This is a genomic window from Pseudomonas sp. CGJS7 (assembly GCF_036961695.1).
Map to the genome: position 1 here is coordinate 22,339 of NZ_JBAMDI010000064.1, position 24,497 is coordinate 46,835.

The window sequence follows — 24,497 nt, forward strand, 5'->3', positions numbered from 1 at the left end:
GCGCCATTCTCGGCCTTGGGATCGGCCTGGATTATGGCCAATCGCTCCGTAAAGCACGAACCGGATGGTTATTTTTCGCCGATTGCGGCGCAACTAAGCTGGTCCGCCCGATTCCTGGCGCCCCCATGCCGCTCTCCGACTCCCCCACCGCCGCCGCCGCGCCCGGCCGTTACGACCGTTTCCTGATCCTCGGCGCGGTCTGCCTGGCCGGGCTGGTGCTGCCGCTGAGCTTCACCGCGCCGCCGGTGGCGATCCCGGCCATCTCCGCCGAACTCGGCGGCAGCCCGGTGGCGCTGAACTGGATGACCAACGCTTTCATGCTCGCCTTCGGCAGTTGCCTGATGGCCGCCGGCACCCTGGCCGACACCTACGGCCGCAAGCGGGTGTTTTCGATCGGCATCGTCGCCTACGCGGTGGTGTCGTTGCTGTTGGCGCTGGCGCCGAATCTGGCCGTGCTCAACGGCCTGCGCATCGCCCAGGGCGTCGCCGCCGCGCTGGCGCTGGCCGGCGGCAACGCCGCCTTGTCGCAGGAGTTCCATGGGCCGGCGCGGATCCGCGCCTTCAGCCTGCTCGGCACCGCGTTCGGGCTGGGCCTGGCGTTCGGGCCGAGTCTGGCCGGTTGGCTGGTGCAGACCCAGGGCTGGCGTTCGGTGTTCCTGTCGAGTCTGGCGATCGCCTTGCTCGCGACCGTGTTCGGCGTGCCGCGCATGCGCGAGTCGCGCGATCCCGACGCGGCCGGGCTGGACTGGCGCGGCAGCCTGAGTTCGACCGCGATGCTGGCGCTGCTGACCGTCGGCGTGCTGCAAGCGCCCGAACGCGGCTGGGGCGATGGCTGGGTGATCGCCGCGCTGGTCGGCGCGGCGCTGATGCTGGCGGTGTTCGTGCGGGTGGAGAATCGCGCCGCGCGGCCGATGCTGGATCTGAGCCTGCTCAAGTACCCGCGCTTCGTCGGCGCGCAACTGCTGCCGATCGGCACCGGCTTTTGTTATCTGGCGCTGATCATCGTGCTGCCGGTGCGCTTGATCGGCATCCACGGCCTGAGCGCGCTCGACGCCGGGCTGATGATGATCGCGCTGTCGGCGCCGATGCTGGTGGTGCCGCTGCTGGCCGCGCTGCTCAATCACCGCATCTCCGCCGGGCGCCTGTGCGCGGCGGGATTGCTGCTGGCCGCGCTCGGACTGGTGTGGCTGGGCGTGGAAGCCTCGGCCGGTTCGGTAAGCGGCTTGATCGCGCCGATGCTGTTGATCGGCGCCGGCTCGGCGGTGCCGTGGGGCTTGATGGACGGTCTGGCGATCAGCGTGGTGCCCAAGGAGCGCGCCGGCATGGCCGCCGGCGTGTTCGGCGCCAGCCGGGTGTCGGGCGAGGGCATCGCGCTGGCGCTGGTGGCCGCGGCGCTGGCCGGCTTGCTGCAATTGCGTCTGCACGGCGGCGGCGATGCCGGCGCGCTGGCGCAGGCGGCGCAGCGCATGGCCACCGGCGACCTCGCCCATGCCGCAGCGCTGCTGCCGGGCCTGGACGCGGCCGCGCTGGTGCGCCGCTACGACCAGGCCTTCGCGTGGTTGATGTACGGCCTGGCCGGACTGACCGCGGCCATCGCCTGGGTGGTGTATGCCTTGCTCGGCGATGCCGATGCGCATGCGCGCGAGTTCGCCGCGACCGACGCGGCGGCGATGGCCGAACCTGCCATCGCCGCCGATAAAGCGGCGTGCTGAGCGCGAGGTCGCGGCGCGTCTAACCCGCCGCGGCCGGTCGGATCGAAGACCTCAGTCGACGCCCGCCGCCAACAACTCGAACGGCACCGACGCGCCCGCGGTCGCCGACGGCGCCACCCACACATCGAACACGCCCGGCTCGGTCAGCGCGCGATTGTCGACGCCGCGGAACTGCAGATCCTCACGGCTCAGGCGGAACTCCACCACCCGGCTTTCGCCCGGCGCCAGCGCGACTTTTTCGAAGCCCTTGAGCTCGCGCAGCGGCCGCACCCGGCTGGCGACGCGGTCGTGCAGGTACAACTGCACCACTTCCTCGCCGGCGCGCGCGCCGACGTTGCTGATGCGCGCGCGCACCAGCAAGGTCTCATCCCAGCGCAAACGCGCCACGCTCAACTCGACTTCGCCGTATTCGAAACGGGTGTAGGTCAGCCCGTGGCCGAACGGATACAACGCGGTGTTGGCGGTTTCGCGCCAACGCGTGCGGAAGGCTTCGAACCCGCCCGGCTGATACGGCCGGCCGGAGGAGGGATGGTTGTAGTAATACGGCTGCTGCCCCGACTCGTGCGGGAAGCTGATCGGCAAACGCGCGCTCGGGCTGTGATCGCCGAAGACCAAGTCGGCGACCGCGTGTCCGGTCTGAGTGCCGAGGAACCAGGTCACCGCGATCGCATCGGCCGCCTGCAACGCCGGGCTCAGCGCCAGCGCGCGGCCGTTGCGCAACAGCACGATCACCGGCGTGCCGCTGGCGATCACCGCCTCGGCCAAGGCCTGCTGCGCCGCCGGCAACACGATCTGGGTGCGCGACTGCGCCTCGCCGGTAAAACGCGTCGGCTCGCCCAGCGCCAGCAACACCGCGTCGCTGCCGCGCGCGGCGGCCACCGCCGCGTCGATGCCGCCTTCGATGGCGTCTTCGATTCCGCAGCCTTCGACCACCTGCAACGAATCCGGATCGGCGAGCGCGGCGCGCAGACCGGTTTCCAGATCGATCTCACGCGTGCTGTCGCCGAAGATGTTCCAGCAACCGGCGAGGTTTTCGCGATCGCGCGCGAACGGCCCGATCAAGGCGATGCGTTGCCCCGACTTGCGCAGCGGCAACAATTCGCCCGAGTTCTTGAGCAACACCACCGAACGCCGCGCCGCATCGCGGGCCAAGGCGTCGTGCTCGGCCAGATACGGCGCCGGGCCTTCGGCCGGCACCACCAGCGAGCGATAGGGATTGTCGAACATGCCCATCCGCGCCTTGACCTCGAGGATGCGCCGCACCGCAGCGTCCAAGGTCGCCAGGCTCACCGCGCCTTCGCCGACCAGCGCGGCCAGATGATCCATGAACACGCCGCTCTGCATGCTCATGTCCAGACCGGCGTTGAGGCTCAGTTGCGCAGCGTGCTTTTCGTCGGCGGCGTAACCGTGCGCGATCAATTCGAAATCGGAGGTGTAGTCGGAAACCACGAAGCCTTCGAAGCCCCATTGCTCGCGCAGGATGCCGGTGAGCAAATCGCGATTGGCCGTGGCCGGCACGCCGTTGATGTCGTTGAACGAACTCATCACCGTCAACGCGCCGGCATCGATGGCCGCCTTGAACGGCGGCAGATGCACCTCGTGCAAGGTCTGCGGCGACAGGTCGACGGTGTTGTAGTCCAGCCCTGCGCTGACCGCGCCGTAGGCGGCGAAATGCTTGAGCGTGGCCAGCAGCGAATCGTCCGCGGTCAGGTCCTCGCCCTGAAACCCGCGCACCCGCGCCGCGGCGAACTGCGCGGCCAGGAACGTGTCTTCGCCGGTGGTCTCGGCGACCCGGCCCCAACGCTGATCGCGGGCGACGTCGACCACCGGCGCGAAGGTCCAATGCAAGCCTTCGCGGGTGGCCTCCACCGCCGCCGCGCGCGCCGTGCGCCGCGCCAGTTCCGGCTCGAAACTGGCCGCTTCGCCGAGCGGGATCGGGAACACCGTGCGCATGCCGTGGATCACATCGGCGCCGAGCAACAGCGGGATGCCCAGCCGGCTCTGTTCGACCGCGATCCGCTGCAACTCGCGCCCTTCGGCCGCGCCGACGCCGTTGAACAAGGCGCCGACTTCGCCGGCCCGGATCATCTCGCGGGTGCGCTCGGGGCCCCACTGAAACGAGTCGGGATTCACGTCGAACGCGAACGGTCGGATCGAATCGGCCAACACCGAGAGCTGGCCGATTTTTTCCTGCAGCGTCATCCGGCCGAGCAGTGCATCGATATCAACGCGATCGGACATTACCTGCTGCACCTGTACGTGAAATTATCGTTTGTTTATGGTATGTAACCGATTACATGGCTGTCAACTTACGCGCTGCGGCAGCATACGGCCATAACCCATCGGTCTGATGCGTCGATGCGAAGCGCGTGTGCGCCCGGTCCTGAGCTGGGTCGGCCATCGATCCAACGCCGACGCCCTCGGCGCGTCTGAGAAGATGAGACAGCGCGGTCGTAGCCTGCGGCGATGGACGCATACAAAGCCCAGGTTCCGATCAAAGGCCGCGGCGCCGCCTCGCGCGTGCCCGGTCGCTTCGAACGCCGCATCGCCATCGGCGAGGACGACGGTTGGGGTTCGGTGTACGAAGACCTCGGCGACAACGCGCCGCGGCCGGCGACCACGGTGCAGGAGGAGCGCGCGCGCACGGTCATCAGCCGCAACAAGTCGCCGGACATCGGTTTTTCGCAGTCGCTCAATCCGTACCGCGGCTGCGAGCACGGCTGCGTGTACTGCTTCGCCCGGCCCAGCCATGCCTATCTGGATCTGTCGCCGGGGCTGGATTTCGAGACCCGTTTGTTCGCCAAGACCAACGCGGTGGAGCGCCTGCGCGAGGAACTGGCCAAGCCCGGCTATGTGCCTGCGCCGATCGCGCTAGGGATCAACACCGATGGCTATCAGCCGATCGAAAAGCGTTATCGGTTGACCCGCAACATTCTGGAATTGCTGGCCGAATGCGGGCATCCGGTGAGTTTCGTCACCAAGAGCGCGTTAATCGCGCGCGACATCGATCTGCTCGCGCGCATGGCCGAGCGGCAGTTGGTGAGCGTGTATCTATCGGTCACCAGCCTGGACAATCGCCTGTCCGCGAAACTCGAACCGCGCGCGGCGGCGCCGCATACGCGGCTGAAGACCATCGCCGCCTTGCATGAGGCCGGCGTGCCGGTCGGGGTGTTGGTGGCGCCGGTGATTCCGATGATTACCGACGCGGACCTTGAACACATTCTTGAAGCCGCGCGCGAGGCCGGCGCGGGCGCGGCGGGGTATGTGTTGCTGCGTCTGCCGCACGAGCTCAAGCAGATCTGGCGCGAGTGGCTGCAACTGCACTATCCCGATCGCGCCGCGCATGTGATGAGCCTGATGCAGCAGATGCACGGCGGTAAGGATTATCAGAGCGGGTTCGGTCAGCGCATGCGCGGGCAGGGGCCGTTCGCGGATTTGTTGGCGCTGCGGTTTCGCAAGGCGCATGCGCGGTTGGGATTTGGGCGGTTGCCGGCGTTGAGTACGGCGCATTTCAAGGCGCCGGTGGAGTCGTCCAGGCAAGGCGAGTTGTTTTAGCTCTCCCGCTTGCTTTTGCTCCCTCTCCCGCTTGCGGGAGAGGGTTGGGGTGAGGGCCGCTCTTAGTCCGCTGCGCAAGGCAAAAGCATTCGCGCCTTCGGCGCTCATCCCCTCACCCTAGCCCTCTCCCGCAAGCGGGAGAGGGGATAATTACGCGCTCACTGCTTCTAGTCCCTAATCCAGCTACTCGATCGCAAACGTCGCATTCACCGACGCATTAACGCTGATCTGCCCCACCGACAACGCCCCGCCTTCCGAAGCCTCGCCGCCACCCGCGTTCTGCATCACGTTCTGCATCATCTGCCCACCGCCCGCGCCCCAACCGCCGCCGCCGCGCCACCAGCCGCCCGAATACGATTCGGAAATCGACTGCACCGCGCCGCGCTTGACCCCCATCGCCTGAGTCAGCGCATCGGCCTTCTCCTTCGCCGCCTGCACCGCCAGCGCGCGCGCGGCATCGCGGTGCTTGCGCAACTGCGACGTCCGGAACTCGATGCCGTGGATGTATTGCACGCCATTGGCGAGCAAGCCCGACAAGACGTTCTCGAACTCATTCACACGCGTCAGCCGAATGCCGATGCTCTTGCGCACCACATAAACCAACGGCACCGCGCGCGCCTGGGTCAACGCGGCGCGGTTGTCGCTCTCGTACTCGTAACGCGGTTCGATGCTGATGTAATCGGTCTGCACGTCCTTGTCGGGCACGCCGTCGCGCTTGAGCAAGGCCAGCGCCGCGCGCACGCTTTCGTCGTTGAGCTTCTTGGCTTCGTCCAGGCGCGGATGGCGGGTTTCCACGCCGACGTTGAGCAGGATTTCGTCCGGCGCGACCTTGACCTCGGCCGACCCGGATACGCTGACGCTGCGTTGCCCCGGCGTCGGCGCCGTCGGGTACTGGGCCGCGGCGGGCAGGGACGACACGAGCAGCGAAACGAACAGCAACAACGAAGGTGCGTGCATGGCGCGGGCTCCTGATGGATGGGGTCGGGTGATGGGGCACGGCTGTTTCGAAGCAGGCTGTTTCGGCGCGTTCGCGCCCGGGGCTCAATGCGCGAAGTCGACATCCTCCGCGTTCAGCGCATAGACCCTCGGACCGAAGCTGCGCACATTCGTCAAGGTCGCGTTGTGGTGCGCGCGGATCCACGCCGCATCGGCATGCGGTTTGTCGTGGGTGGTGTGGCCGTCGGCGATCAGGGTCACCGGATAGCCCAAGGCCAAGGCGCCACGCACGCTGGTGTCGACGCAGAATTCGCTGGCGTAGCCGCAGATCAGCAACCGGTCCACGCCCAGCTCGCCCAGCCGCGCGTGCAGGTCGGTGCGGAAGAACGAGTCGGGCGTGGTCTTGCGCGCGAAGCCGTCGCCCTCGCGCACCTGCAAGCGCGGGTCCAGCGCCCAGCCCTCGCCGCCGTGCGGCATCGGCGAATCGGCGCCGGCCTCGTGTTGCACGAAGATGACCGCGACCTGGGCGGCGCGCGCGCGTTCGGCCAGCGCGTTGATGCGCTCGATCGTCGCCGCGGCCTGCGCCGGCGGCGGATCGGTTTCGAACAAAGCGCGTTGCACATCGATCACCAACAAAGCCGCCGCCATGCCGTCCGTCCTCGTTCCGGGTGCGGCTATCCTAAGCGCTGACCGCCGCCGCCGCGCAGGCCGCCGAAGCCGACCGATCGCGCGCTTTGCGCGCGCGCGCCGGCGGGCTAGCCTTAGCCGGTCGCGGTGCCGTCGCGGCGCCCGCCTCTGGAGTCCCGACGTGCCCGAATCGCTGTCCCAGCTGTGGCAGGATCTGATCCGCATCCCCCATCTGAGCCTGTACCTGACGGCGGGGTGGATGTTCTATCTGATCTGGCTGGGCCTGTGGATCGTGCTGCAGAAGCGCGAACCGGTAGCGACCATCAGCTGGCTCGTCAGCCTGGCGGCGCTGCCGTACATCGGCTTCTTCATCTATTACTTCTTCGGCCCGCAGCGCATCCATCGCCAGCGCCTGCGCCGGGTGCGCGCGCGCGCCGCGCTGCCGCCGCCGCCGCCCGGGCTGACACCGTCGCAGGAGGCGATCGAGCTGGCCCGGCTCGGCCAGGCCACCACCGGCCTGCCGCCGACCACCGCGACCGCGGCCCAACTGCTGATCGACGGCGGCGCCAAGTATTCCTCGCTGCTGGCCGACATCGCCCAGGCGCGCGAGCACATCCACCTGGAGTACTACATCTACCAACCCGACCGCACCGGCACCGCCTTGCGCGACGCGCTGATCGAACGCGCCCGCGCCGGGGTCAAGGTGCGGATGCTGCTCGACGCGGTCGGTTCGGGTTCCACCTCCAACCGCTTCGTGCAGCCGTTGCTGGACGCGGGCGCGGAAGTGGCGTGGTTCCATCCGATGAAGCTGCGCTGGTTCTGGCGGCGGCCGTGGTTGAACCTGCGCACCCACCGCAAGATCGTGGTGATCGACGGCAAGATCGGCTACACCGGCGGCATCAACATCACCGATGAGGAAGACGAACGCCTGCGTGCGGACGCCTACCGCGATCTGCACCTGCGTCTGCAAGGCGACGTGGTGCGCGAGCTGGAATTGGTGTTCATCGAAGACTGGTGCTACGCCACCGGCCAGCCGCCGATCAAACAGATCCATCTGGCGCCGCAGCCGGGCACGATCGCCGCGCAGGTGGTCAGCTCGGGCCCGGACTCGGGTTGGGAAGCGATCCACCGCGTCCACGTCGGCGCCATCCACGCCGCGCGCCGGCGGGTGTGGCTGGTCACCCCGTACTTCGTCCCCGGCGAAGCCGCGCGCATGGCGCTGACTTCGGCGGCGCTCGGCGGGTTGGACGTGCGTCTGCTGGTGCCCAAGCTCAGCGACAGCCGCCTGGTCACCTACGCGGCGCGCTCGTACTTCGACGAACTGCTCGAAGCCGGGGTGAAGATCCACGAGTACGGCCCGCGCATGCTGCACACCAAGGCGCTGCTGTGCGACGACGAAATGGCGATCATTGGCAGCGCCAATTTCGATCACCGCAGCTTCCGGCTGAATTTCGAGATCTCGGTGATGTTCTACAACGCCACCTTGGCCGGCGAGCTGGCCGCGTTGATCGAACAGGAATGCTCGCGCGCCCCGCGCGTGCGCGGCGACCGCTCGCGTTCGCTGTGGCGCACGCGGTTGCCGGAGGCGTTGGCGCGGTTGGTGTCGCCGTTGCTTTGAGCTATTGCGGCAGTCGCTGCTTAATCCCAGCTAGCCGCCGTCCCCTCCCCACCCGTCATTCCGGCGAAAGCCGGAACCCATTTTGATCTTGCTTTTCTTCGCTCACACGCGGGAACGGCAACAGCAAAGTCAAAATGGGTTCCGGCTTTCGCCGGAATGACGGGGTGGAGAATAACGGGGTGGGGAAGACGCCGCCTTTGGCGCCGTGCCGCTGCACCAGGCAATAAGTCCACAAGCAAGACGGAAACCGAGTGACCTAGCGGCGCACCGCCATCGCCCTGGCCACCAAGCCCTCGGTTCAGCCCCACCGCCGACCCGCGCCGATGTGCCGGCGGTCGCAACCAGGGCCGGCCCTAGCTGTCCGCGCCACCGGCCCGCGCTACACTCGACCCGGGCCCGCCGAGGCCCACGGTGCGGGGTCCGCATGGCGCGGAACCGGCCGGAGAGGGGATGTCGAATTCGTCATGGAGCACGCCGCAATGCCCTGGGTTTACCTGCTGCTGGCCATCGCCTCATTCGCGCTGGCACTGAAGACCACCTCGACCCCGTTGATGGCCGTCGGCCTGCTGGCCGCGCTCGGCCTGCTGATCGCCGGGGTCATGAGCCTGCTGGCGCGGCGGTTGGACAATTCCAGCCGCGACGTCTCCTACATCATCGATCCGGCCGAACTGCGCCGCCTGCGCGAGCAGGCCGAAGCGCGCAAGCTCGCCGCCAGCCAGTCCGAACCGCCGCAGCGCTGATCCGCCGCGGCGCGCGACAGCGCATCGCCTCGTTCGAGCACACTCGCCACGCGCGCGGCCAAACCGCGCACTCGCCGTCGCGCGCGCGGCGCGTTAGGCTTTCGCCATGACTGTCCTCAGTGTCAACGTCAACAAGATCGCCGTGCTGCGCAACTCGCGCGGCGGCGCCGAACCCGATGTGCTGCGCGCCGCGCGCGCCTGCCTGGACGCCGGCGCGCACGGCATCACCGTGCACCCGCGCCCCGACGCTCGCCATATCCGCGACTACGACGTGCTGGCGCTGGCCGAATTCGCCCACGCGCGCGGCGTCGAATTCAACATCGAAGGCAACCCGTTCGCGCCGCCGCGCGCCGGTTATCCCGGGCTGCTGGAGCTGTGCCGACTGGCGCAGCCGGCGCAGGTCACGCTGGTGCCCGACGGCGACGATCAGCTGACCTCCGATCACGGCTTCGACTTCGAACGCGACGCCCAGCGCCTGCAACCGCGCATCGCCGAATTGCGCGAGCTGGGCTGCCGGGTCAGCGTCTTCGCCGACGCCGACCGCGAAGGCATCGAACGCGCGGCCGAGTTGGGCGCGCAGCGGGTCGAGCTCTACACCGGGCCGTATGCGGAAGCCTTCGCCGCAGGCCGCACGCAGCAGGCCTTGGCGCTGTTCGCCGACGCCGCCCGCCGCGCGCAAGCGGCGGGTTTGGGCGTCAATGCCGGTCACGATCTCAGCCAGGCCAACCTCGGCGCGTTCTTGCGCGGGGTGCCGAATGTGCTTGAGGTGTCGATCGGCCATGCCTTGATCAGCGAGGCCTTGTACGACGGGTTGGATGCGACGGTGCGGGGTTATTTGCGGGCGATTGCCGGGGCGGGTTGAGGCGTTCGGTCGCGCGCTCAGCGTTCTCCTCTTTCTCTACCGCTTCTCTCGTGATCTCCCAAACCGTCATTCCCGCGAACGCGGGAATCCAGGGCCTTTCGAGCGAAAACCTTTGAAGCCTCTGGATCTGGAATCTGCCTAAGCGAGGGGCGCCCCCGCGCTGTCGTAAACAACGGCGTCATCGACTTCAAGCCTCTCGCTCGAAAAGCCCTGGATTTCCGCGTTCGCGGGAATGGCGGCTTTGAGAAAGGCGATTAGAGGTTAGGGCCGGCCAGCCCCCGCGCTGTCGTAGGCATCGGCGTCATCGACTTCAAGCCTCTCGCGCGAAAGGCCCTGGATTCCCGCCTTCGCGGGAATGACGGCTTTAAGAGTGGCGATTGGGAGTTTGGGTGGCGAGCAACAAAAAGACCGCCCGAAGGCGGTCTCTTTGTTTGCAAGCCACTTGGCCGACAGCGCGATTTCAACTCGCTCCCCGACTGGCTCGACCGGTTCGGCCATTGAACCGAAGCGCCAAGCGAATCCCCGCCGAATCAACGCGTCGAAATATTCCGCACGCCGCTTTCCTTCGCGGCCGACAAGGCATGAGCGAACCCTTGATAGTCGGCGTCCGCGTTCGCAGCGACTTCGACGATCGTATTCGGCTCGGCCTGCACGATCGACTTCAACGCGGCCGGCAATTCGGCAGCGCTCAGCGATTGGCCGTCGAGATCGAAACTGCCGTCCTGCTGGACCATCAGCTGCGACTTCGGCAACGGTTTGTCTTTCGTATCCGGCCCCGGATAGGGCAGGGTGAGATTGAGGTTTCCGGTCAACGCCGGCGCGGTCACCATGAAGATGATCAGCAAGACCAGCATCACGTCGACCAACGGGGTGACATTGATCTCGGCCACCGTGGAGTTGGCGGAGTAGGTGGAATCGGAATACGCGGAGCCGGCCATAAGCATCTCCTTCCTTGGGCGGGTTGCCCGCTTTTACGTTAAGCCCGTCACGGTCTTGCAGGCAAGCGGTTGCGAACCCCCACCGACCGACCGCGGCCGCGACTCGGTTCCGGACGACGGCCAGGCCTCGCGTTCGCCTGGCTGCGCGCGGGCCGGCATCCGCGTTCGCACCGATCACTGGCGCTCCGGCGACGCAAAAAAAAACGCCGCCCGGGAGGGCGGCGTTCTCACGACGGTAAGCGTCGGTTCCGGGCAGGATTACTTCTGGACGAAACCGATCTTTTTCATGTCTGCGTTTTTGGCGTAAGCCAGCACCTTGGCGAGGATGCCGTATTCGGCGTCTTCGTTGGTGTCGATTTCTAGCAGAGGTTGATTGGTGGGATCGCGTTGAACCGTTTCCTTCATCATCCCCGGGATCGCCGTAAGCGGCGTGGGGTTGTTGTTCCAGAACACCTGGCCCGTGGCATCGATCCGCAGCGTGATCGGCGGCGGCGGTTCCTGCGTTACGGGCGGCGGGTTCAACGTCGGTTGCGGCAGGTTGACGTCGATCGGGTAAGACACCGTGGGCGCGGTGACCATGAAGATGATCAACAGCACCAACAGCACGTCGACCAGCGGGGTCACGTTGATGTCGGAGATCGCACCGCTATCGGAGTTACTGCTGAAAGCCATGTCTACGGTCTCCGATTAACGTTCTTTGATCGCGACGAAGCCGACCTTGCGCATGCCTTGACGCTGCGCAAGGGTGACCACGGTGTTCACGACCTTGTACTTCGTGGTGCGATCGCCGCGGACGTTGATCTGCGGCTGCGGCGTCTTCTGCGCTTCGACCGACAGACGGCTTTCCAGCTGGTCCAGGGTCACCGGCTCGTCGTTCCAATAGATCGAGCCGCTTTCCTGGATCGCCAGCGTGATCGGCGGCGTCTTCGTCGCATCCGGTTCCACTTTGGCGAGAGTGGCTTCGGGCAGTTTGATTTCGACCTTATGGGTCATCAGCGGTGCGGTGATCATGAAGATGATCAACAGCACCAGCATCACGTCCACCAGGGGCGTGACGTTGATGGTAGCCATCGGGCCGTTGTCGTTGCCTGTACTGAAGGCCATGTCCGAACTCCAACTACGCTAGAAGTGAAGGCGTGTACTAGATCAGCGCTTGTTCGACACTTCGCCGACGCGCGAGCCGGTAGCGAAGAAGTCGTGCAGATCGTGCGCGAAGGTGTCGAACTTGTTGTTCGTGACGCGGTTCAGGCGGACGAAGAAGTTGTACGCAAGCACCGCCGGGATCGCGACGAACAGACCGATGGCGGTCATGATCAGCGCCTCGCCGACCGGGCCGGCGACGGCCTGAATCGAGGACTCGCCGCTGGCGCCCAGGCGCAGCAGGGCGTGGTAGATGCCCCACACGGTGCCGAGCAGGCCGACGAACGGCGCGGTCGAGCCGACGGTGGCGAGCACGGTCAGACCGGCTTCCAGACGCGAGCTTTCGCGGGTCACGGCCTGACGCAGGGCGCGATCGACGAACTCGGAACGGTTCAGCGACTCGACCAGGCGCGAACCTTCGTGGCGCTGGTGGTGAGCGGCGGCCTGAGCGGCGTCCAGGGCGATCTTGGAGAACGGCTCGCTACGCGACTGTTCTTCCATGTAGCGGATCGCGTCCTGCGCGTTCGGGGTTTCCCAGAACGTGCTGACGACGCGGTCGGACGAACCGCGCAGACGCAGATTCTTGACGAAATTGATGACGATCCAATAGACCGACAGAACCGACATCAGCGTGAGCGTGATGAACACGATCCAGCCGACGAGGTCGAAGTTCTGCAACAGATGCGAGAAGCTCATCTGCTGAAGCGCTTCAGCGTTGGAGCCTCCGGCGGCGGCGGTGGTGGTTTGCTGCAGCATGACGCTTACCTTTGAATGTCGTGGAAAGGAAAGAAAGGTCTTACGGAGTAACTTTGAGCACGAGGCGGACCACTGTCACGCCGAACCCGATCAGGTCGGCGGGACGAAATCGACGGGCACTCGAACGCGGCTGGCGATCGGTTGGCCGTTGCGTATCTCGGGGTTGAAGCGCCACTTGCGCGCGGCATCCATGGCCGCTCGATCCAGGTTCCGGTTACGGCTGGACTTTTCGACCTGCACGTCCAGCACGTTGCCTTGGGCGTCGATGCTGATCACGAGGACTACGGTACCGCCCACGCCCTGACGGGCTTCGGTCGGCGGGTATTTGGGCGGGTTCAGACGGCGCGAGGACGGATCCACGCCCGAACCGATATCGCTGGCCGTGCTCGGCGGCGACGGCGGAGCCGGCGGCGGAGCGGGCGGATCGATCGGGCTCGGATCGAGGTTCTCGATCGGCGGCTGTTCCGGCGGCGGCGGCGTCGGAGTCGGACGCGGCGGAGACAGCTCCTTGGGAGGCTGCTTGATCTCCTTGGGCGGTTCCGGCGGCGGCGGCGGCGGCGGCGGGGGCGGCGGCGGCGGCTTGATGATGTTCACCATCACCGTCTCCTCCTGATCTTGCTGTTGCGCAGGCGGGGTCATCGGGGCCAGCAACAGCAGGAGCGCCGCGGCATGCACGGCGATCGCGCAGGAGATACCGGCAATACGTGCCCAGTTCAAACCTTCGCGGTCGTCATCATTCCTAACTTGGAGTTCGAGGTCTTGCGTCATGCCGTCAGCTCGGGAGGTGTTTCCGGACGCCAGAGCGCCTCGGGCCATCGTTCGGTTCCTGCAACCGTTTCCAGTCGCGGGAACCTCCTAGCATATACCAAACCGCGTCACAGGTTCCAAGCGCGGTTAGTCTCTTAACGCTGAAATTACTTGCCTTTCAGCGCAAGAATCTTCTTGGCGTCGTCGGGTTTCTTAACACCCTTCGCGATCGCCTGCTGGGCGGCTTCCTTGGCCTCGGGGATGCGGTCTTCCTGCCACAGTACGCGGGCGAGATTCAGGTACGTCTCACCGTCCGGTGCGAGCGGAGCCGCTTTCTTGTAGGCGTCGATCGACTTGGCGCTTTGATCGGAGAAGTAATAGGACTGGGCCAGGGCCACGTAGGCCTGGTAGTCCGGCTTGAGGATGCCCTTCTCCAGGCCTTCGGTGATCACGCCCGCCGCCTGCTTCTCCTTACCGTCGAGATTCAAGTAAGTGGAGTACAGCTGGCGGTAGTCCTTGTCTTCGTTGAACTGGCCGGCGGCGCGGACTTTCTCCAGCACCGTGGCGGCCTTGTCGAGCATGTCGGACTGCGAGTAGACCGCGGCGACGTTCATCTGCGCGCGCTTGTCGTTGGGCGACTTGGCGGCGATGGCTTCGGCGACCTTGGCCGCTTCGGCGCCCTGGTTGTTCTCGACGTAGCTGGCCATCAGCAGCTGCTGCCACTCGGCCTTGGGTTCCGGCGTCGCGTCGATCGCTTCCTTGATGACCTTGGCGGCCTCCGGGAAACGCTCCAGACGGTACAGCGCGTTGCCCTTGACGATCAGGTGTTCGGGCTTGGTGCTCTTGGACTCGCTGAGGAAGCGCTCCATGGTCGCCAGCGATTCGGCGTACTGGTCTTCCTGCAGTTGCAGCTGGGCCAGCACGAACATGCGGTCGAAGTGGCTGTTGTTGTCCAGGCCGCCGATGTCGATGGCCTTCTTCAGGTACTCCATCGCGGCCTTGTTGTCGTCGGCGTCGTAGGCGACCTGGAAACCGATCTGGGCGGCGAAGGAACGCTCGTAGGCGTTCAAGGCGCTGTCGGCGATGATCGCGTCGGCCTGGGCGCGGGCGTCGGCGGTCTTCTCCTTGTCGAAGGCGTCCATCATCTTCTGCAGCTTGGAGCCGCCCTTGGACGAAGCCTTGGCCTCCGGCGAGGTGCGCGTCGCGTTGGGGTACTGCTCGACCTGCTTGGCCGAACCCTTGTTGTTCTTGGCGGCGCGGCGCTCGGCGGCGCGGTCGGCCGCGGCCTGGGCACCGCCCTGGGCGTTGACCTGGGTGACGGCGCCGAACACCAGCACAGCGCCGATGGCGGCTGCGAGCAGGGTGCTATGGCGGGTGGGTTGCTTGTTCATGGACTCACCTCTAAGGGCTCAGCGGCCGCAGACCAGGGGCCTTGCGGCGGGAACGGCGCAAGGCCAAGGGGCCGCCAACCTAACAGAAACCTGGGGCGGCGCGATACGGGTCTGCACACCCTTTTCACAGTCGATGTTATCCACACTTCGGCGTACGGCCGCCGGCGCGGGCCTGTTCGTAGGTCGGCATCAGCGCCCCGGCGCGGGCGCCGAGCTCCTGGATCCGGGCCGCCGGATCGGGGTGGGTGGACAGCCATTGCGGCGGCCGCGAGCCGCCCGCGGACATCATGTTCTGCCACAGGTTCACCGCCTGGCGCGGGTCGTATCCGGCCTGGGCCATCAGCCGCTGTCCGACCACGTCCGCCTCGCTTTCCTGGGTACGCGAGCCCGGCAGCAGGAACGCGGTCTGCAGCGCCGCGCCGCCCAGCTGGCTGGTGGCGCTGGCGGCGCCTTCGCCGTAGCGCGCGCCCATCAGGCTGCCGAGCACGTTCAGCGCGACCTGGCTGCTCATCTGGCGGGTGATGCGCTCGTCGTGATGGCGCGAAACCACGTGGCCGATCTCGTGCGCGATCACCGCCGCGAGCTGGTCCTGGTTCTTGGCGACGGTGAATATTCCCGTGTTCACGCCAACCTTTCCGCCAGGAAGGGCAAAGGCGTTGGGCGAATCGTCGACGAATACCGCCACTTCCCAGTTGGCCTGCCAGGCCTGCGGCAGCTCGCGGGTGATCGAGCCGACCACGCAGCGCACGTAGGCGTTCTGGCGCGAATCGTTGCTGACCCGTTGCTTGCTTTTGGCCTCGGCGAAGGCCTGGGCGCCCATCTGGTCGAGTTGCGCCTGCGAGATCCCGCCGATGCGCTGGGTGCGCCCGGTGGGCGAGGTGGTAGTGGCGCAGGCGGCGACGACCGTGGCGATCGACAGTCCGAGCAGAAGGCGTTTCATCGCAGGCTTTCCCCGTAGCGTTGCCAACCTTGTAGCGCCGCGTGGATTAACGAATCGTCAATTGCCGGCGCCGCGCTCAGGGCCCGGCCATCAGCGCCGCGCAGGCGACCAGATTGTTGCCGGCATGGGCCAGATAGGCGGTCCACAGGCTGCCGGTGCGGCGGTAAATCCAGGCGAACAGCCCGCCCATGACCGCGTACACCGACCACAGCAGCAGCATGCCCCAGCCGCGGCTGGCGCCCAGGCCGGGCGGTTCGTGGACCAAGGCGAAAGCCAGCGAACTCAGCGCCAGCCCGAGCCAGGGCCGGCCGGCGGCCCACAGCCGCCCGAACAGGACCCGGCGGAACAACAGCTCTTCGTAGGCCGGCGCGATCAGCACCGCGAACACCACCACCGCGATCGGATGGCTGGCGATGATCTGGGCGAACGCCTGATTGGTCGGAGTCAGATCGATGCCCGCGTGTTGCGCGAACTTGCTGATCGAAGCGCTGAAAAAAGTGCAGGCCAGGATCGCCGTGGCGATCCAGCCGAAGCTGGCCGGATGCCACAGCGCGCGCCACGATGCGCGCCGCTCGACCGCGTTCGCACTTCGACGAAAGTAGTAGACGATCAGCGCGCTGATCGCGGTCGCAACCAGGCTGATCGCGACCGTAATCGGCAAATCCGGCGCGGTTTGCGCGGACGCGACGCCGCGCAAGGTTTGCGCGAAGGTCCACGCGGCGATGCCGGCCATCGACAATCCGGCCAGCAAGGCCAGCGAAAGCAGCAGGTCGATGAAGAAACCGGCGACCGCGGCGAAGGCGGAAACCGGAGGCGTCGGCGCTGGCGCGGCGGACGCAGTGCGCGTGCCGCGCGATCGGATGCCGGCACCCGGACCGAGTTCGCTCGATCCGGGCGGGCGATCCCCCGAAGGGGACTCAGACGTCGAGATTGGCCACCTTCAGCGCGTTGTCCTCGATGAACTCGCGACGCGGTTCGACGATGTCGCCCATCAAGGTGCTGAAGATCTGATCGGCGGCCACCGCATCCTCGATCCGCACCTGCAGCAGGCGACGGGTTTCTGGGTTGACCGTGGTGTCCCACAACTGCTCGGGATTCATTTCGCCCAGGCCCTTGAAGCGCTGGATCGCGCGGCCCTTCTTGGCCTCTTCCAGCAACCACGCCTGCGCCTGGGCGAAGCTGGTCACCGCCTGGGCGCGATTGCCGCGCAGGATCTGCGCGCCCTCGCGGATCAGGCCGTGCAGCAGCTCGGCGGCCTCGCGCAACGAGCGCAGCTCGCCGCCTTCGAACGCCGACAGCGGCAGCACTTGGGTCAGTTGCTGGCCCATGTGGCTGCGGGTCACCAACAGCGCGGCCTGACGGGTTTCGTTGGCCGGGTGCAGTTGCAAGCTGTAGCGCGGCTTGCCCAGACCGGTTTCGTTGAGGCGTTTTTCCAGCGCATCGAGTTCGTGGCGCTCATCGATGTTCTTGAGCAGATGCGCGGTGTCCAGACGGGTGAAATCGATCAGCGTCTGCAACACGTTGGGATCGTAACGGTGCGCGTTGCGGGCGATGGTTTCCTTGGCGCCGGCATAGGCCAGCAGCAGTTTCTCCAACGCCGCGCCTTCGATCGGCGGCTCGCCGGCGGCCGGAATCAGCGCCGCGCCTTCGACCGCGTTGTTGGCCAGGTACTGGTCCAGCGCCGCGTCGTCCTTCAGATAGATCTCGTTCTTGCCCTGCTTGATCTTGTACAGCGGCGGCAGGCCGATGTAGACGTGGCCGCGCTCGATCAGCTCCGGCATCTGCCGGTAGAAGAAGGTCAGCAACAAGGTGCGGATGTGCGAGCCGTCGACGTCGGCGTCGGTCATCAGAATGATGCGGTGGTAGCGCAGCTTGTCGGGGTTGTATTCGTCCTTGCCGATGCCGGTGCCCAGCGCGGTGATCAAGGTGCCGACTTCGGCGCTGCCGAGCATGCGGTCGAAACGCGCGCGTTCGACGTTGAGGATCTTGCCCTTGAGCGGCAGGATCGCCTGGGTCTTGCGGTTGCGGCCTTGCTTGGCTGAGCCGCCTGCGGAGTCGCCCTCGACGATGAACAGTTCGGACTTGGCCGGATCTTTCTCCTGGCAGTCGGCGAGCTTGCCGGGCAGGCCGGCGATGTCGAGCGCGCCCTTGCGGCGGGTCAGGTCGCGGGCCTTGCGCGCGGCTTCGCGCGCGGTCGCCGCTTCGATGATCTTGCCGGTGATGGCGCGGGCTTCGTTGGGGTGTTCTTGGAGGAACTCCTCCAAACGTGCACCGAACGTGCTCTCAACTACCGGACGGACCTCGGAACTGACCAGTTTTTCCTTGGTTTGCGAGGAAAAGCTGGGATCGGGCACCTTCACCGACAGCACCGCGATCATGCCTTCGCGCATGTCCTCGCCCGACAGGGCGATCTTGGACTGCTTGGCCGCGCCGCTCTTTTCGATGTAGCTGGCCAGGGTGCGGGTCAGCGCGGCGCGGAAACCGATCAGGTGGGTGCCGCCGTCTTTCTGCGGGATGTTGTTGGTGAAGCAGAACATCGTTTCCTGGTAGGAATCGGTCCACTGCAACGCCACGTCCACGGTGATGCCGTTCTGCTCGCCCGACACCGAGATCACGTTCGGGTGCAGCGGGGTCTTGACCTGGGCCAGATGCTCGACGAACGAGCGGATGCCGCCCTCGTACTGGAACACGTCGCGGCGGCCTTCGCCGCGCTCATCGACCAGGGTGATCTTGACGCCCGAGTTGAGGAACGACAGCTCGCGCAGGCGCTTGGCCAGGATGTCGTAATGGAATTCGACGTCGGTGAAGATCTCCACCGCCGGCTTGAAGCGCAGCAGGGTGCCGCGCTTTTGCGAGGCTTCCAGCTGCTTGAGCGGATACACCGGCTCGCCCAGCGCGTATTCCTGCTGGTGGTGGTGGCCGTCGCGCCAGATGTCGAGCCAGAGCTTTTCCGACAGCGCGTTGACCACCGACACGCCGACGCCGTGCAGACCGCCGGAAACCTTGTAGCTGTTGTCGTCGAACTTGCCGCCGGCGTGCAGCACGGTGAGGATCACCTCGGCCGCCGAGACGCCTTCTTCCTTGTGGATGTCGACCGGGATGCCGCGGCCGTTGTCGTAGCACGAGGCCGAACCGTCCTCGTGCAAGGTCACGATCACGTCGTCGGCGTGGCCGGCGAGGGCCTCGTCGATCGCGTTGTCGACCACTTCGAAGACCATGTGGTGCAGGCCGGTGCCGTCGTGCACGTCGCCGATGTACATACCGGGACGCTTGCGCACGGCCTCCAGACCGCGCAAGACGGTGATCTTGCTGGAGTCGTAGGTCTGCGGCAGCGGCGCCGATTCGGACGAGGGGTCTTGCGAGGGGTCGTGCTCGGCGTTGGTCATTGCGTCGAAAGGCTCCGACGACGCGGTATCCGGCGGGGCCGCCGGGCGCGTCGAGACACATAAATAAGTGATTGCAAGTATAGCAGGCGGGAGAGGGCGGCCCTACGTGGCCCTTCACGTGGCCTGAGGCCGCCGTGAGGCGGCTCGCGGGCGCCCGGGAGCGGCCCGGGCGGCCGAGGCGGGGGTAACGGCCGGCTGAGCGCCTTTGCGAGCCTAGGAGATGGGGCTGGATCGGGCGGTTTTAAACCCGAATCAGCGGTTGGGCGCGATGTTTCACGTGGAACACCCGCTATCGGCTTAGCTGCGGGCAAAACATCGCGGTCCCATGGGCACCATCACGATGCATGCAGCTCCCAGCGCCCTGGATCTGGCCGAAGACTACCTGTAGGAGCGGCGCGAGCCGCGACCGCGCCACCACACAAACATCGCAAGCCCCATGGATCCCCAGGGGCTTACTGCTGACTCAACATCCCATGTTCCACGTGGAACCTAGCCAGCTCCACCTGCATCCCCGCCAACGCCGGCGGCGCCTCGGTCCCGGTGATGAACACCTGAGCCCGCGACGCCAACAATCGCTCCAGCACCCGCAGCTGATGATTGCGGTCCAGCTCCGAGGCCAGATCGTCCAAAGCCACCACCGGCCACTCGCCGCGGATCGCCGCATGGTGCTCGGCCTGGGCGAGCAAGGCCGACAGCGCGGTCAGCTTGGCCTGCCCACGCGACAGCGCATCGCGGCCGGGAATCGCGCCGAACCCGATCTTCCAGTCCGCGCGGTGCGGGCCGACCGAGGTGTACCCCGCCAGTTGGTCCCGATCCCGGGCCAACAGCAGCGCATCCGCTAACGGGAAGTCATCGCGGCGCCAGCCGGGAGCGTAATCCAGCCGGACTTCGCCCAAAGCGGGGGCCAGATCGGCCGCCAACGCGGCAAATCGCGGCTGCAGTTCGTCCAGATACTGCTGACGCCGCCGGGTCAGGGGTTCGCCGGAGTCGGCCAGCTCCCGATCCCAGGCATCCAGCTGCCCGTCCCGCGCCCGCGCCTTGAGCAGGGCGTTGCGTTGCTTCAGTGCCCGGGTGTAACGCCGCCACAGCGGGGTGAAGTCCTGTTCCACGTGGAACAATCCCCAATCGAGGTAGCGCCTGCGGATTTCCGCCGCTCCGGTGATGAGCGAGTGGCTGCCCGGTTCGAAGCTGACCACGGCCAAAGCCGCGCATAGCTCCCCAAGCTGGGAGACCGCCGATCCGTCCAATCGGCCGGTCCACTCCTGGCCGCTGTGGCGCAAACCGGCCTTGCGGCGCTGGTCGCGCTTGGCTTCCTGCCATTCGACGAAGACTTCCAGGGCCGGATCGCCGGAGCGGACGAGTCCATCGCGGACGCGGCCGCGGAAGCTGCGGCCGTAGGCCATCAGATGCAGGGCTTCGAGCAGGCTGGTTTTGCCCGCGCCGTTCTCGCCGGTGATCAGATTGATCCCGGGCGCCGGCAACAAGCTCACTTCGGCGAACCGGCGGAGACCGCGGGCGTCCAGGCGGGTTACGTGCATGGGGAAATGATCGCAGATTGGGTGGGGCGGGATGGGGCTTGCGTCGTGGCGGGAACGGAAGAGATGACCGAGGCCCTTCTCCCGCTTGCGGCGCCCGAAGGGTGTGCAAGGCTGAGAAGGTGGTCCGAAGGACCGGATGAGGGCGCGCGGAGTTGCCGGATAGCGTCGCGACCTGGGTTGCCCTCACCCCAACCCCTCTCCCGCAAGCGGGAGAGGGGCTATACCCGTCGCTTATGCCTGGCGTATCGACACCCGACGCCGGCAGAACCAACGAAAACGCCCGGCTGGAGAGCCGGGCGCTTCATGTTCCACGTGGAACCGAATCTTCCGATCCGGCGGACCCGCCAGTTACAGCCGCAGCGGCATCACCACATGCCGGCAACGCTCGTTCGAAGCCTCACGCACCAGCGCCGAGGAATTCGCATCGCGCAGCGCCAACACCACATGCTCATCGCGCAACGCGGTCAAGGCATCGAGCAGATAGTTGACGTTGAAGCCCACCGCCAGGTCGTCGACCTTGGTGTCGGCTTCGACTTCTTCCTGCGCCTCTTCCTGTTCCGGGTTGTGCGCGCTGATCTTGAGCTGGCCCGGCGAAACCTCGATGCGCACGCCGCGGTACTTCTCGTTCGACAGAATCGCCGCGCGCTGCAGCGAAGCGCGCAGCACTTCGCGCTCGATCCGCACTTCCTTGTCGGCACCGATCGGAATCACCGCCTCGTAATCGGGGAAGCGGCCGTCGATCAGCTTGCTGGTGAAGGTGACATCGTCGCGCTTGATCCGGATGTGGCCGCGGCCCATTTCCAGCTCGACTTCGCGATCGCCGCCTTCCAGCAGGCGCTGCAGTTCCTGCACGCCCTTGCGCGGCACGATGATCTGGCGCTTGGTCTGGGCGCTGCCTTCGTACGGCGCTTCGCACAGGGCCAGGCGGTGGCCGTCGGTGGCCACGCAACGCAGGCTGGTTTCGCGCAGGTCGAACAGCAGACCGTTGAGGTAATAGCGCACGTCCTGCTGGGCCATCGCGAACGCGGTGCGTTCGATCAGTTCCTTCAGCGCCGCTTCCGGCACCCGCACCCGCTCGGTGGCTTCGACTTCGTCGATCGACGGGAAGTCGTTGGCCGGCAAGCTGGCCAGGGTGAAGCGCGAACGGCCGGCCTGGACGGTGATCTTCTCGGCCGTCTGACTGACCGTGACCTTGCTGCCGTCGGGCAGGGCGCGAACGATCTCGAACAGCTTGCGCGCCGGGATCGTGGTTTCGCCGTCCTTCGCATCGTCCACGGCCACCCGGGAAATCATTTCGACTTCCAGATCGGTACCGGTCAGCGACAGCTGCCCGTTAGTGACCTGTACCAGCAGGTTGGCGAGGACCGGCAAGGTCTGCCGACGTTCGACGACATTGACCACTTGGGCCAACGGCTTGAGAAAGACTTCGCGTTGCAGACTGAAACGCATGCGGACCCCTTGGCCGTCTGTGGGCGCAAGCCCAATTACTAAAGAGATGTATAAATCAAAAGCTTAGTGGCGGTGGAGCGGCGAAAATCGCTGGAAAACTGGCTTAAGCCATTGATCCGTAAGCGAAATTCGGTACTTCAAAAGCGGGTAGAACCCGGCTTAAAGACCGGGTGAAACCTGTGGATAAATTCAGCGCCAGACGGCGGCCGGTAAATTATCCACAGCTTGTGCGAATCTCATCCCCTAAGTTATGCCTTTGACATCAGTAACTTAGGGATTACCTTAGTGTCGTCGCCAGGCAAACCGCTGTCGGCGACCGTAGCCAAGCCCAGAACCCGCATGCCCCGTCCCGATTCCCGCCGCTGCCTGCCTTGCGATCTCGATACCGATGAGCGCGGCGCGCAAGCGCGGTTGAAGCACGGATCGGGCCTGCGATCGAAGCTACCCGCTACCTCGGCCCCGAACAGCGACAGGACCGGGTGAGCCGAACCCGTCGCAGGCCTGGATCGGCCCGCCTCGGGATCGCGTTTCGACCTGCGCGCTGGCCGCGACGGCCGCAGCGCTGAATCGAAACGGCGAAACCTTCGGATCGGTTGCTTCCCGACCGCCTGCGGCCCGCGTCGCCGCGGCCGCGGAACGATCGTTTACTCGCTCAGCTTACGAATCAACTTGTCCCAGTCTTCCCGCAGTTTGCCGTCGGTTTCCATCAAGGTGCGGATCTGACGGCAAGCATGCAGAACGGTCGTGTGGTCGCGACCGGCGAAGGCATCGCCGATCTCCGGCAACGAGTGTTCGGTCAGTTCCTTGGTCAACGCCATAGCCATCTGGCGCGGACGGGCGAGCGAACGGGTGCGCCGTTTCGACAACAAGTCCTTGATCTGGAGGCCGTAGTAGTCTGCCACGGTCTTCTGGATGTTGGGGATGCCGATCGCGTGCTGCTGCGCGCGCAGCAGATCGCGCAGGGTTTCCTGGGCGAATTCGACGGTGACCGCGCGGCCGGTGAAGTTGGCGCGGGCGGTCAGGGTGTTGAGCGCGCCTTCCAGATCGCGCACGTTGCTGCGCATCTTCTTGGCCAGCAGGAAGGCGACTTCCTCCGGAATCGCGGCGCCGCGCTCCTTGGCCTTGGAAATCACGATCTGGGCGCGGGTTTCGAAGTCCGGCGGCTCGATCGCCACCGACAGGCCCCAGGCCAGGCGCGACTTCAGCCGCGGCTCCAGGCCCTCGACCTCGCGCGGGTAGCGGTCGCAGGTCAGGATGATCTGCTGCTTGCCGTCGAACAGCGCATTGAAGGTGTGGAAGAACTCTTCCTGGGTGCGGTCCTTGCCAGCGAAGAACTGGATGTCGTCGATCAGCAGCGCGTCCACGCGTTGGAACTGGCGCTTGAACTGGTCCATGGTCTTGTCCTGCAGCGCCTTCATCATCGCGCTGAAGAACTGTTCCGAACGCAGGTACATCACCCGCATGGCCGGATTGGCCTCGCGCATGGCGTTGCCGGCGGCGAACATCAAATGGGTCTTGCCAAGGCCGGTGCCGCCGTACAACAGCAGTGGGTTGTGCGCGCGTTCGCCGGGCTTTTGCGCGGCCTGCAAGGCGGCGGCGCGGCCGAGCTGATTGCTGCGGCCTTCGACGAAGTTGTCGAAGGTGTAATGAGTGTCCAGATTGCCCTGGAACGGTTCCGGCGGCGCGGCCGCCGGGCGCGCGGCGGCGACCACGATTTCCGGCTCGCGCAACGGCAACGGCGCGGTGCGCGGGAGCGAGCCGACTTCCAGGCTGACATCGTCGCTGCCGGCGAAGTACGAGAGCAGTTCGCGGATCCGGGCCAGGTAACGCTCGCGCACGTGTTCGACCACGAAGGCGTTGGGCGCGTACAGCACCGTCTTGGTGTCGCGCTGCGTGGCTTGCAGCGGCTTCAACCAGGTGTGGACGTCTTCGACCGGGAATTCGGCTTCGAGGCGTTCGAGGCAGCGGGGCCAGGCTTCCATCTGTAGCGTGTCTTCTTTTATGCGTGGCGCAATATGCGTGGAGCGGGGGCCGGCCGGGCGCAGCGGGTCGCCCGGGCAGCGGACGAAAGCGGCCCAACGCACGATGCGGACATCGCGACGAAGGAGGCCAGGGGGTCGGTCAGACTACCATCGAGGTCGAGTCCGGAACAGGACTAATCC

The 24,497-nt window shown here is 66.2% G+C and carries 20 protein-coding genes; 5 read left to right on the forward strand and 15 right to left on the reverse strand.

All coding sequences use genetic code 11. The annotated features are described in order from the left end of the window. The first annotated feature begins 125 nt into the window (after nt 1-125). Complete coding sequence (locus V7787_RS30600) at nt 126-1,712, forward strand: MFS transporter (RefSeq protein WP_336091156.1); 1,587 nt, start codon at nt 126-128, stop codon at nt 1,710-1,712. Between the two features lie 51 nt (nt 1,713-1,763). On the opposite strand, the gene bglX is transcribed toward V7787_RS30600, so the two are convergent. Beyond that, nucleotides 1,764-3,953 carry a beta-glucosidase BglX gene (gene bglX / locus V7787_RS30605; RefSeq protein ID WP_336091157.1) on the reverse strand — a complete coding sequence of 730 codons (2,190 nt, stop codon included), beginning with the start codon at nt 3,951-3,953 and terminating at the stop codon, nt 1,764-1,766. A 225-nt stretch (nt 3,954-4,178) separates the two neighbouring features. Between bglX and V7787_RS30610 the strand changes: the two genes are divergently transcribed. Then, nucleotides 4,179-5,267, forward strand: a complete 1,089-nt coding sequence (locus V7787_RS30610; protein WP_336091158.1) for a PA0069 family radical SAM protein — start codon at nt 4,179-4,181, stop codon at nt 5,265-5,267. Between the two features lie 183 nt (nt 5,268-5,450). Here V7787_RS30610 and V7787_RS30615 read toward each other — a convergent pair whose 3' ends face one another. Both V7787_RS30615 and V7787_RS30620 read right to left on the reverse strand, forming a co-directional pair. Further along, nucleotides 5,451-6,224: an SIMPL domain-containing protein gene (locus tag V7787_RS30615; RefSeq protein ID WP_336091159.1), complete on the reverse strand. Its 774-nt coding sequence runs from the start codon at nt 6,222-6,224 to the stop codon at nt 5,451-5,453. An 84-nt stretch (nt 6,225-6,308) separates the two neighbouring features. Next, complete coding sequence (locus V7787_RS30620; protein WP_336091161.1) at nt 6,309-6,851, reverse strand: cysteine hydrolase family protein; 543 nt, start codon at nt 6,849-6,851, stop codon at nt 6,309-6,311. A gap of 160 nt (nt 6,852-7,011) precedes the next feature. On the opposite strand from V7787_RS30620, the gene cls reads away from it, so the two are divergent. From cls to V7787_RS30635, 3 genes are all read left to right on the forward strand, one after another. After that, complete coding sequence (gene cls, locus V7787_RS30625) at nt 7,012-8,448, forward strand: cardiolipin synthase (protein WP_336091163.1); 1,437 nt, start codon at nt 7,012-7,014, stop codon at nt 8,446-8,448. A 479-nt stretch (nt 8,449-8,927) separates the two neighbouring features. Further along, entirely contained in the window at nt 8,928-9,188 is a 261-nt protein-coding gene (locus V7787_RS30630) for a hypothetical protein (RefSeq protein WP_336091164.1), read from the forward strand. Nucleotides 9,189-9,294: 106 nt separating this feature from the next. After that, nucleotides 9,295-10,050, forward strand: coding sequence for a pyridoxine 5'-phosphate synthase (locus V7787_RS30635; RefSeq protein ID WP_336091165.1), 756 nt, complete (start codon nt 9,295-9,297; stop codon nt 10,048-10,050). 530 nt (nt 10,051-10,580) lie between these two features. On the opposite strand, the gene V7787_RS30640 is transcribed toward V7787_RS30635, so the two are convergent. The 12 genes from V7787_RS30640 to dnaA form a co-directional block, all read right to left on the reverse strand. Continuing rightward, nucleotides 10,581-10,994, reverse strand: coding sequence for an ExbD/TolR family protein (locus V7787_RS30640; RefSeq protein ID WP_442965340.1), 414 nt, complete (start codon nt 10,992-10,994; stop codon nt 10,581-10,583). Between the two features lie 252 nt (nt 10,995-11,246). Continuing rightward, on the reverse strand, nt 11,247-11,660 hold the full coding sequence (locus tag V7787_RS30645) for an ExbD/TolR family protein (protein WP_336091168.1): 414 nt from the start codon (nt 11,658-11,660) through the stop codon (nt 11,247-11,249). A gap of 15 nt (nt 11,661-11,675) precedes the next feature. Next, a complete protein-coding gene (locus V7787_RS30650) occupies nt 11,676-12,092 on the reverse strand; it encodes an ExbD/TolR family protein (protein ID WP_336091169.1) in 417 nt (138 codons plus the stop codon). Between the two features lie 42 nt (nt 12,093-12,134). Then, a complete protein-coding gene (locus tag V7787_RS30655) occupies nt 12,135-12,884 on the reverse strand; it encodes a MotA/TolQ/ExbB proton channel family protein (protein ID WP_336091170.1) in 750 nt (249 codons plus the stop codon). 90 nt (nt 12,885-12,974) lie between these two features. Then, on the reverse strand, nt 12,975-13,652 hold the full coding sequence (locus V7787_RS30660; protein ID WP_336091171.1) for an energy transducer TonB: 678 nt from the start codon (nt 13,650-13,652) through the stop codon (nt 12,975-12,977). 146 nt (nt 13,653-13,798) lie between these two features. Next, a complete protein-coding gene (locus tag V7787_RS30665; RefSeq protein WP_336091173.1) occupies nt 13,799-15,022 on the reverse strand; it encodes a tetratricopeptide repeat protein in 1,224 nt (407 codons plus the stop codon). A 136-nt stretch (nt 15,023-15,158) separates the two neighbouring features. Beyond that, on the reverse strand, nt 15,159-15,962 hold the full coding sequence (locus tag V7787_RS30670) for a M48 family metallopeptidase (protein ID WP_336091174.1): 804 nt from the start codon (nt 15,960-15,962) through the stop codon (nt 15,159-15,161). A 76-nt stretch (nt 15,963-16,038) separates the two neighbouring features. Continuing rightward, nucleotides 16,039-16,695, reverse strand: a complete 657-nt coding sequence (locus V7787_RS30675; protein ID WP_336091176.1) for a CPBP family intramembrane glutamic endopeptidase — start codon at nt 16,693-16,695, stop codon at nt 16,039-16,041. A 184-nt stretch (nt 16,696-16,879) separates the two neighbouring features. Next, nucleotides 16,880-19,348 (reverse strand): DNA topoisomerase (ATP-hydrolyzing) subunit B, encoded by a 2,469-nt coding sequence (gyrB, locus tag V7787_RS30680; RefSeq protein WP_336091177.1) that lies wholly within the window; start codon nt 19,346-19,348, stop codon nt 16,880-16,882. 452 nt (nt 19,349-19,800) lie between these two features. Next, entirely contained in the window at nt 19,801-20,886 is a 1,086-nt protein-coding gene (gene recF, locus V7787_RS30685; protein WP_336091178.1) for a DNA replication/repair protein RecF, read from the reverse strand. Nucleotides 20,887-21,234: 348 nt separating this feature from the next. Then, on the reverse strand, nt 21,235-22,335 hold the full coding sequence (gene dnaN, locus V7787_RS30690) for a DNA polymerase III subunit beta (protein ID WP_336091180.1): 1,101 nt from the start codon (nt 22,333-22,335) through the stop codon (nt 21,235-21,237). A 644-nt stretch (nt 22,336-22,979) separates the two neighbouring features. Next, complete coding sequence (gene dnaA, locus V7787_RS30695) at nt 22,980-24,317, reverse strand: chromosomal replication initiator protein DnaA (RefSeq protein ID WP_336091182.1); 1,338 nt, start codon at nt 24,315-24,317, stop codon at nt 22,980-22,982. Nucleotides 24,318-24,497: the final 180 nt, after the last annotated feature.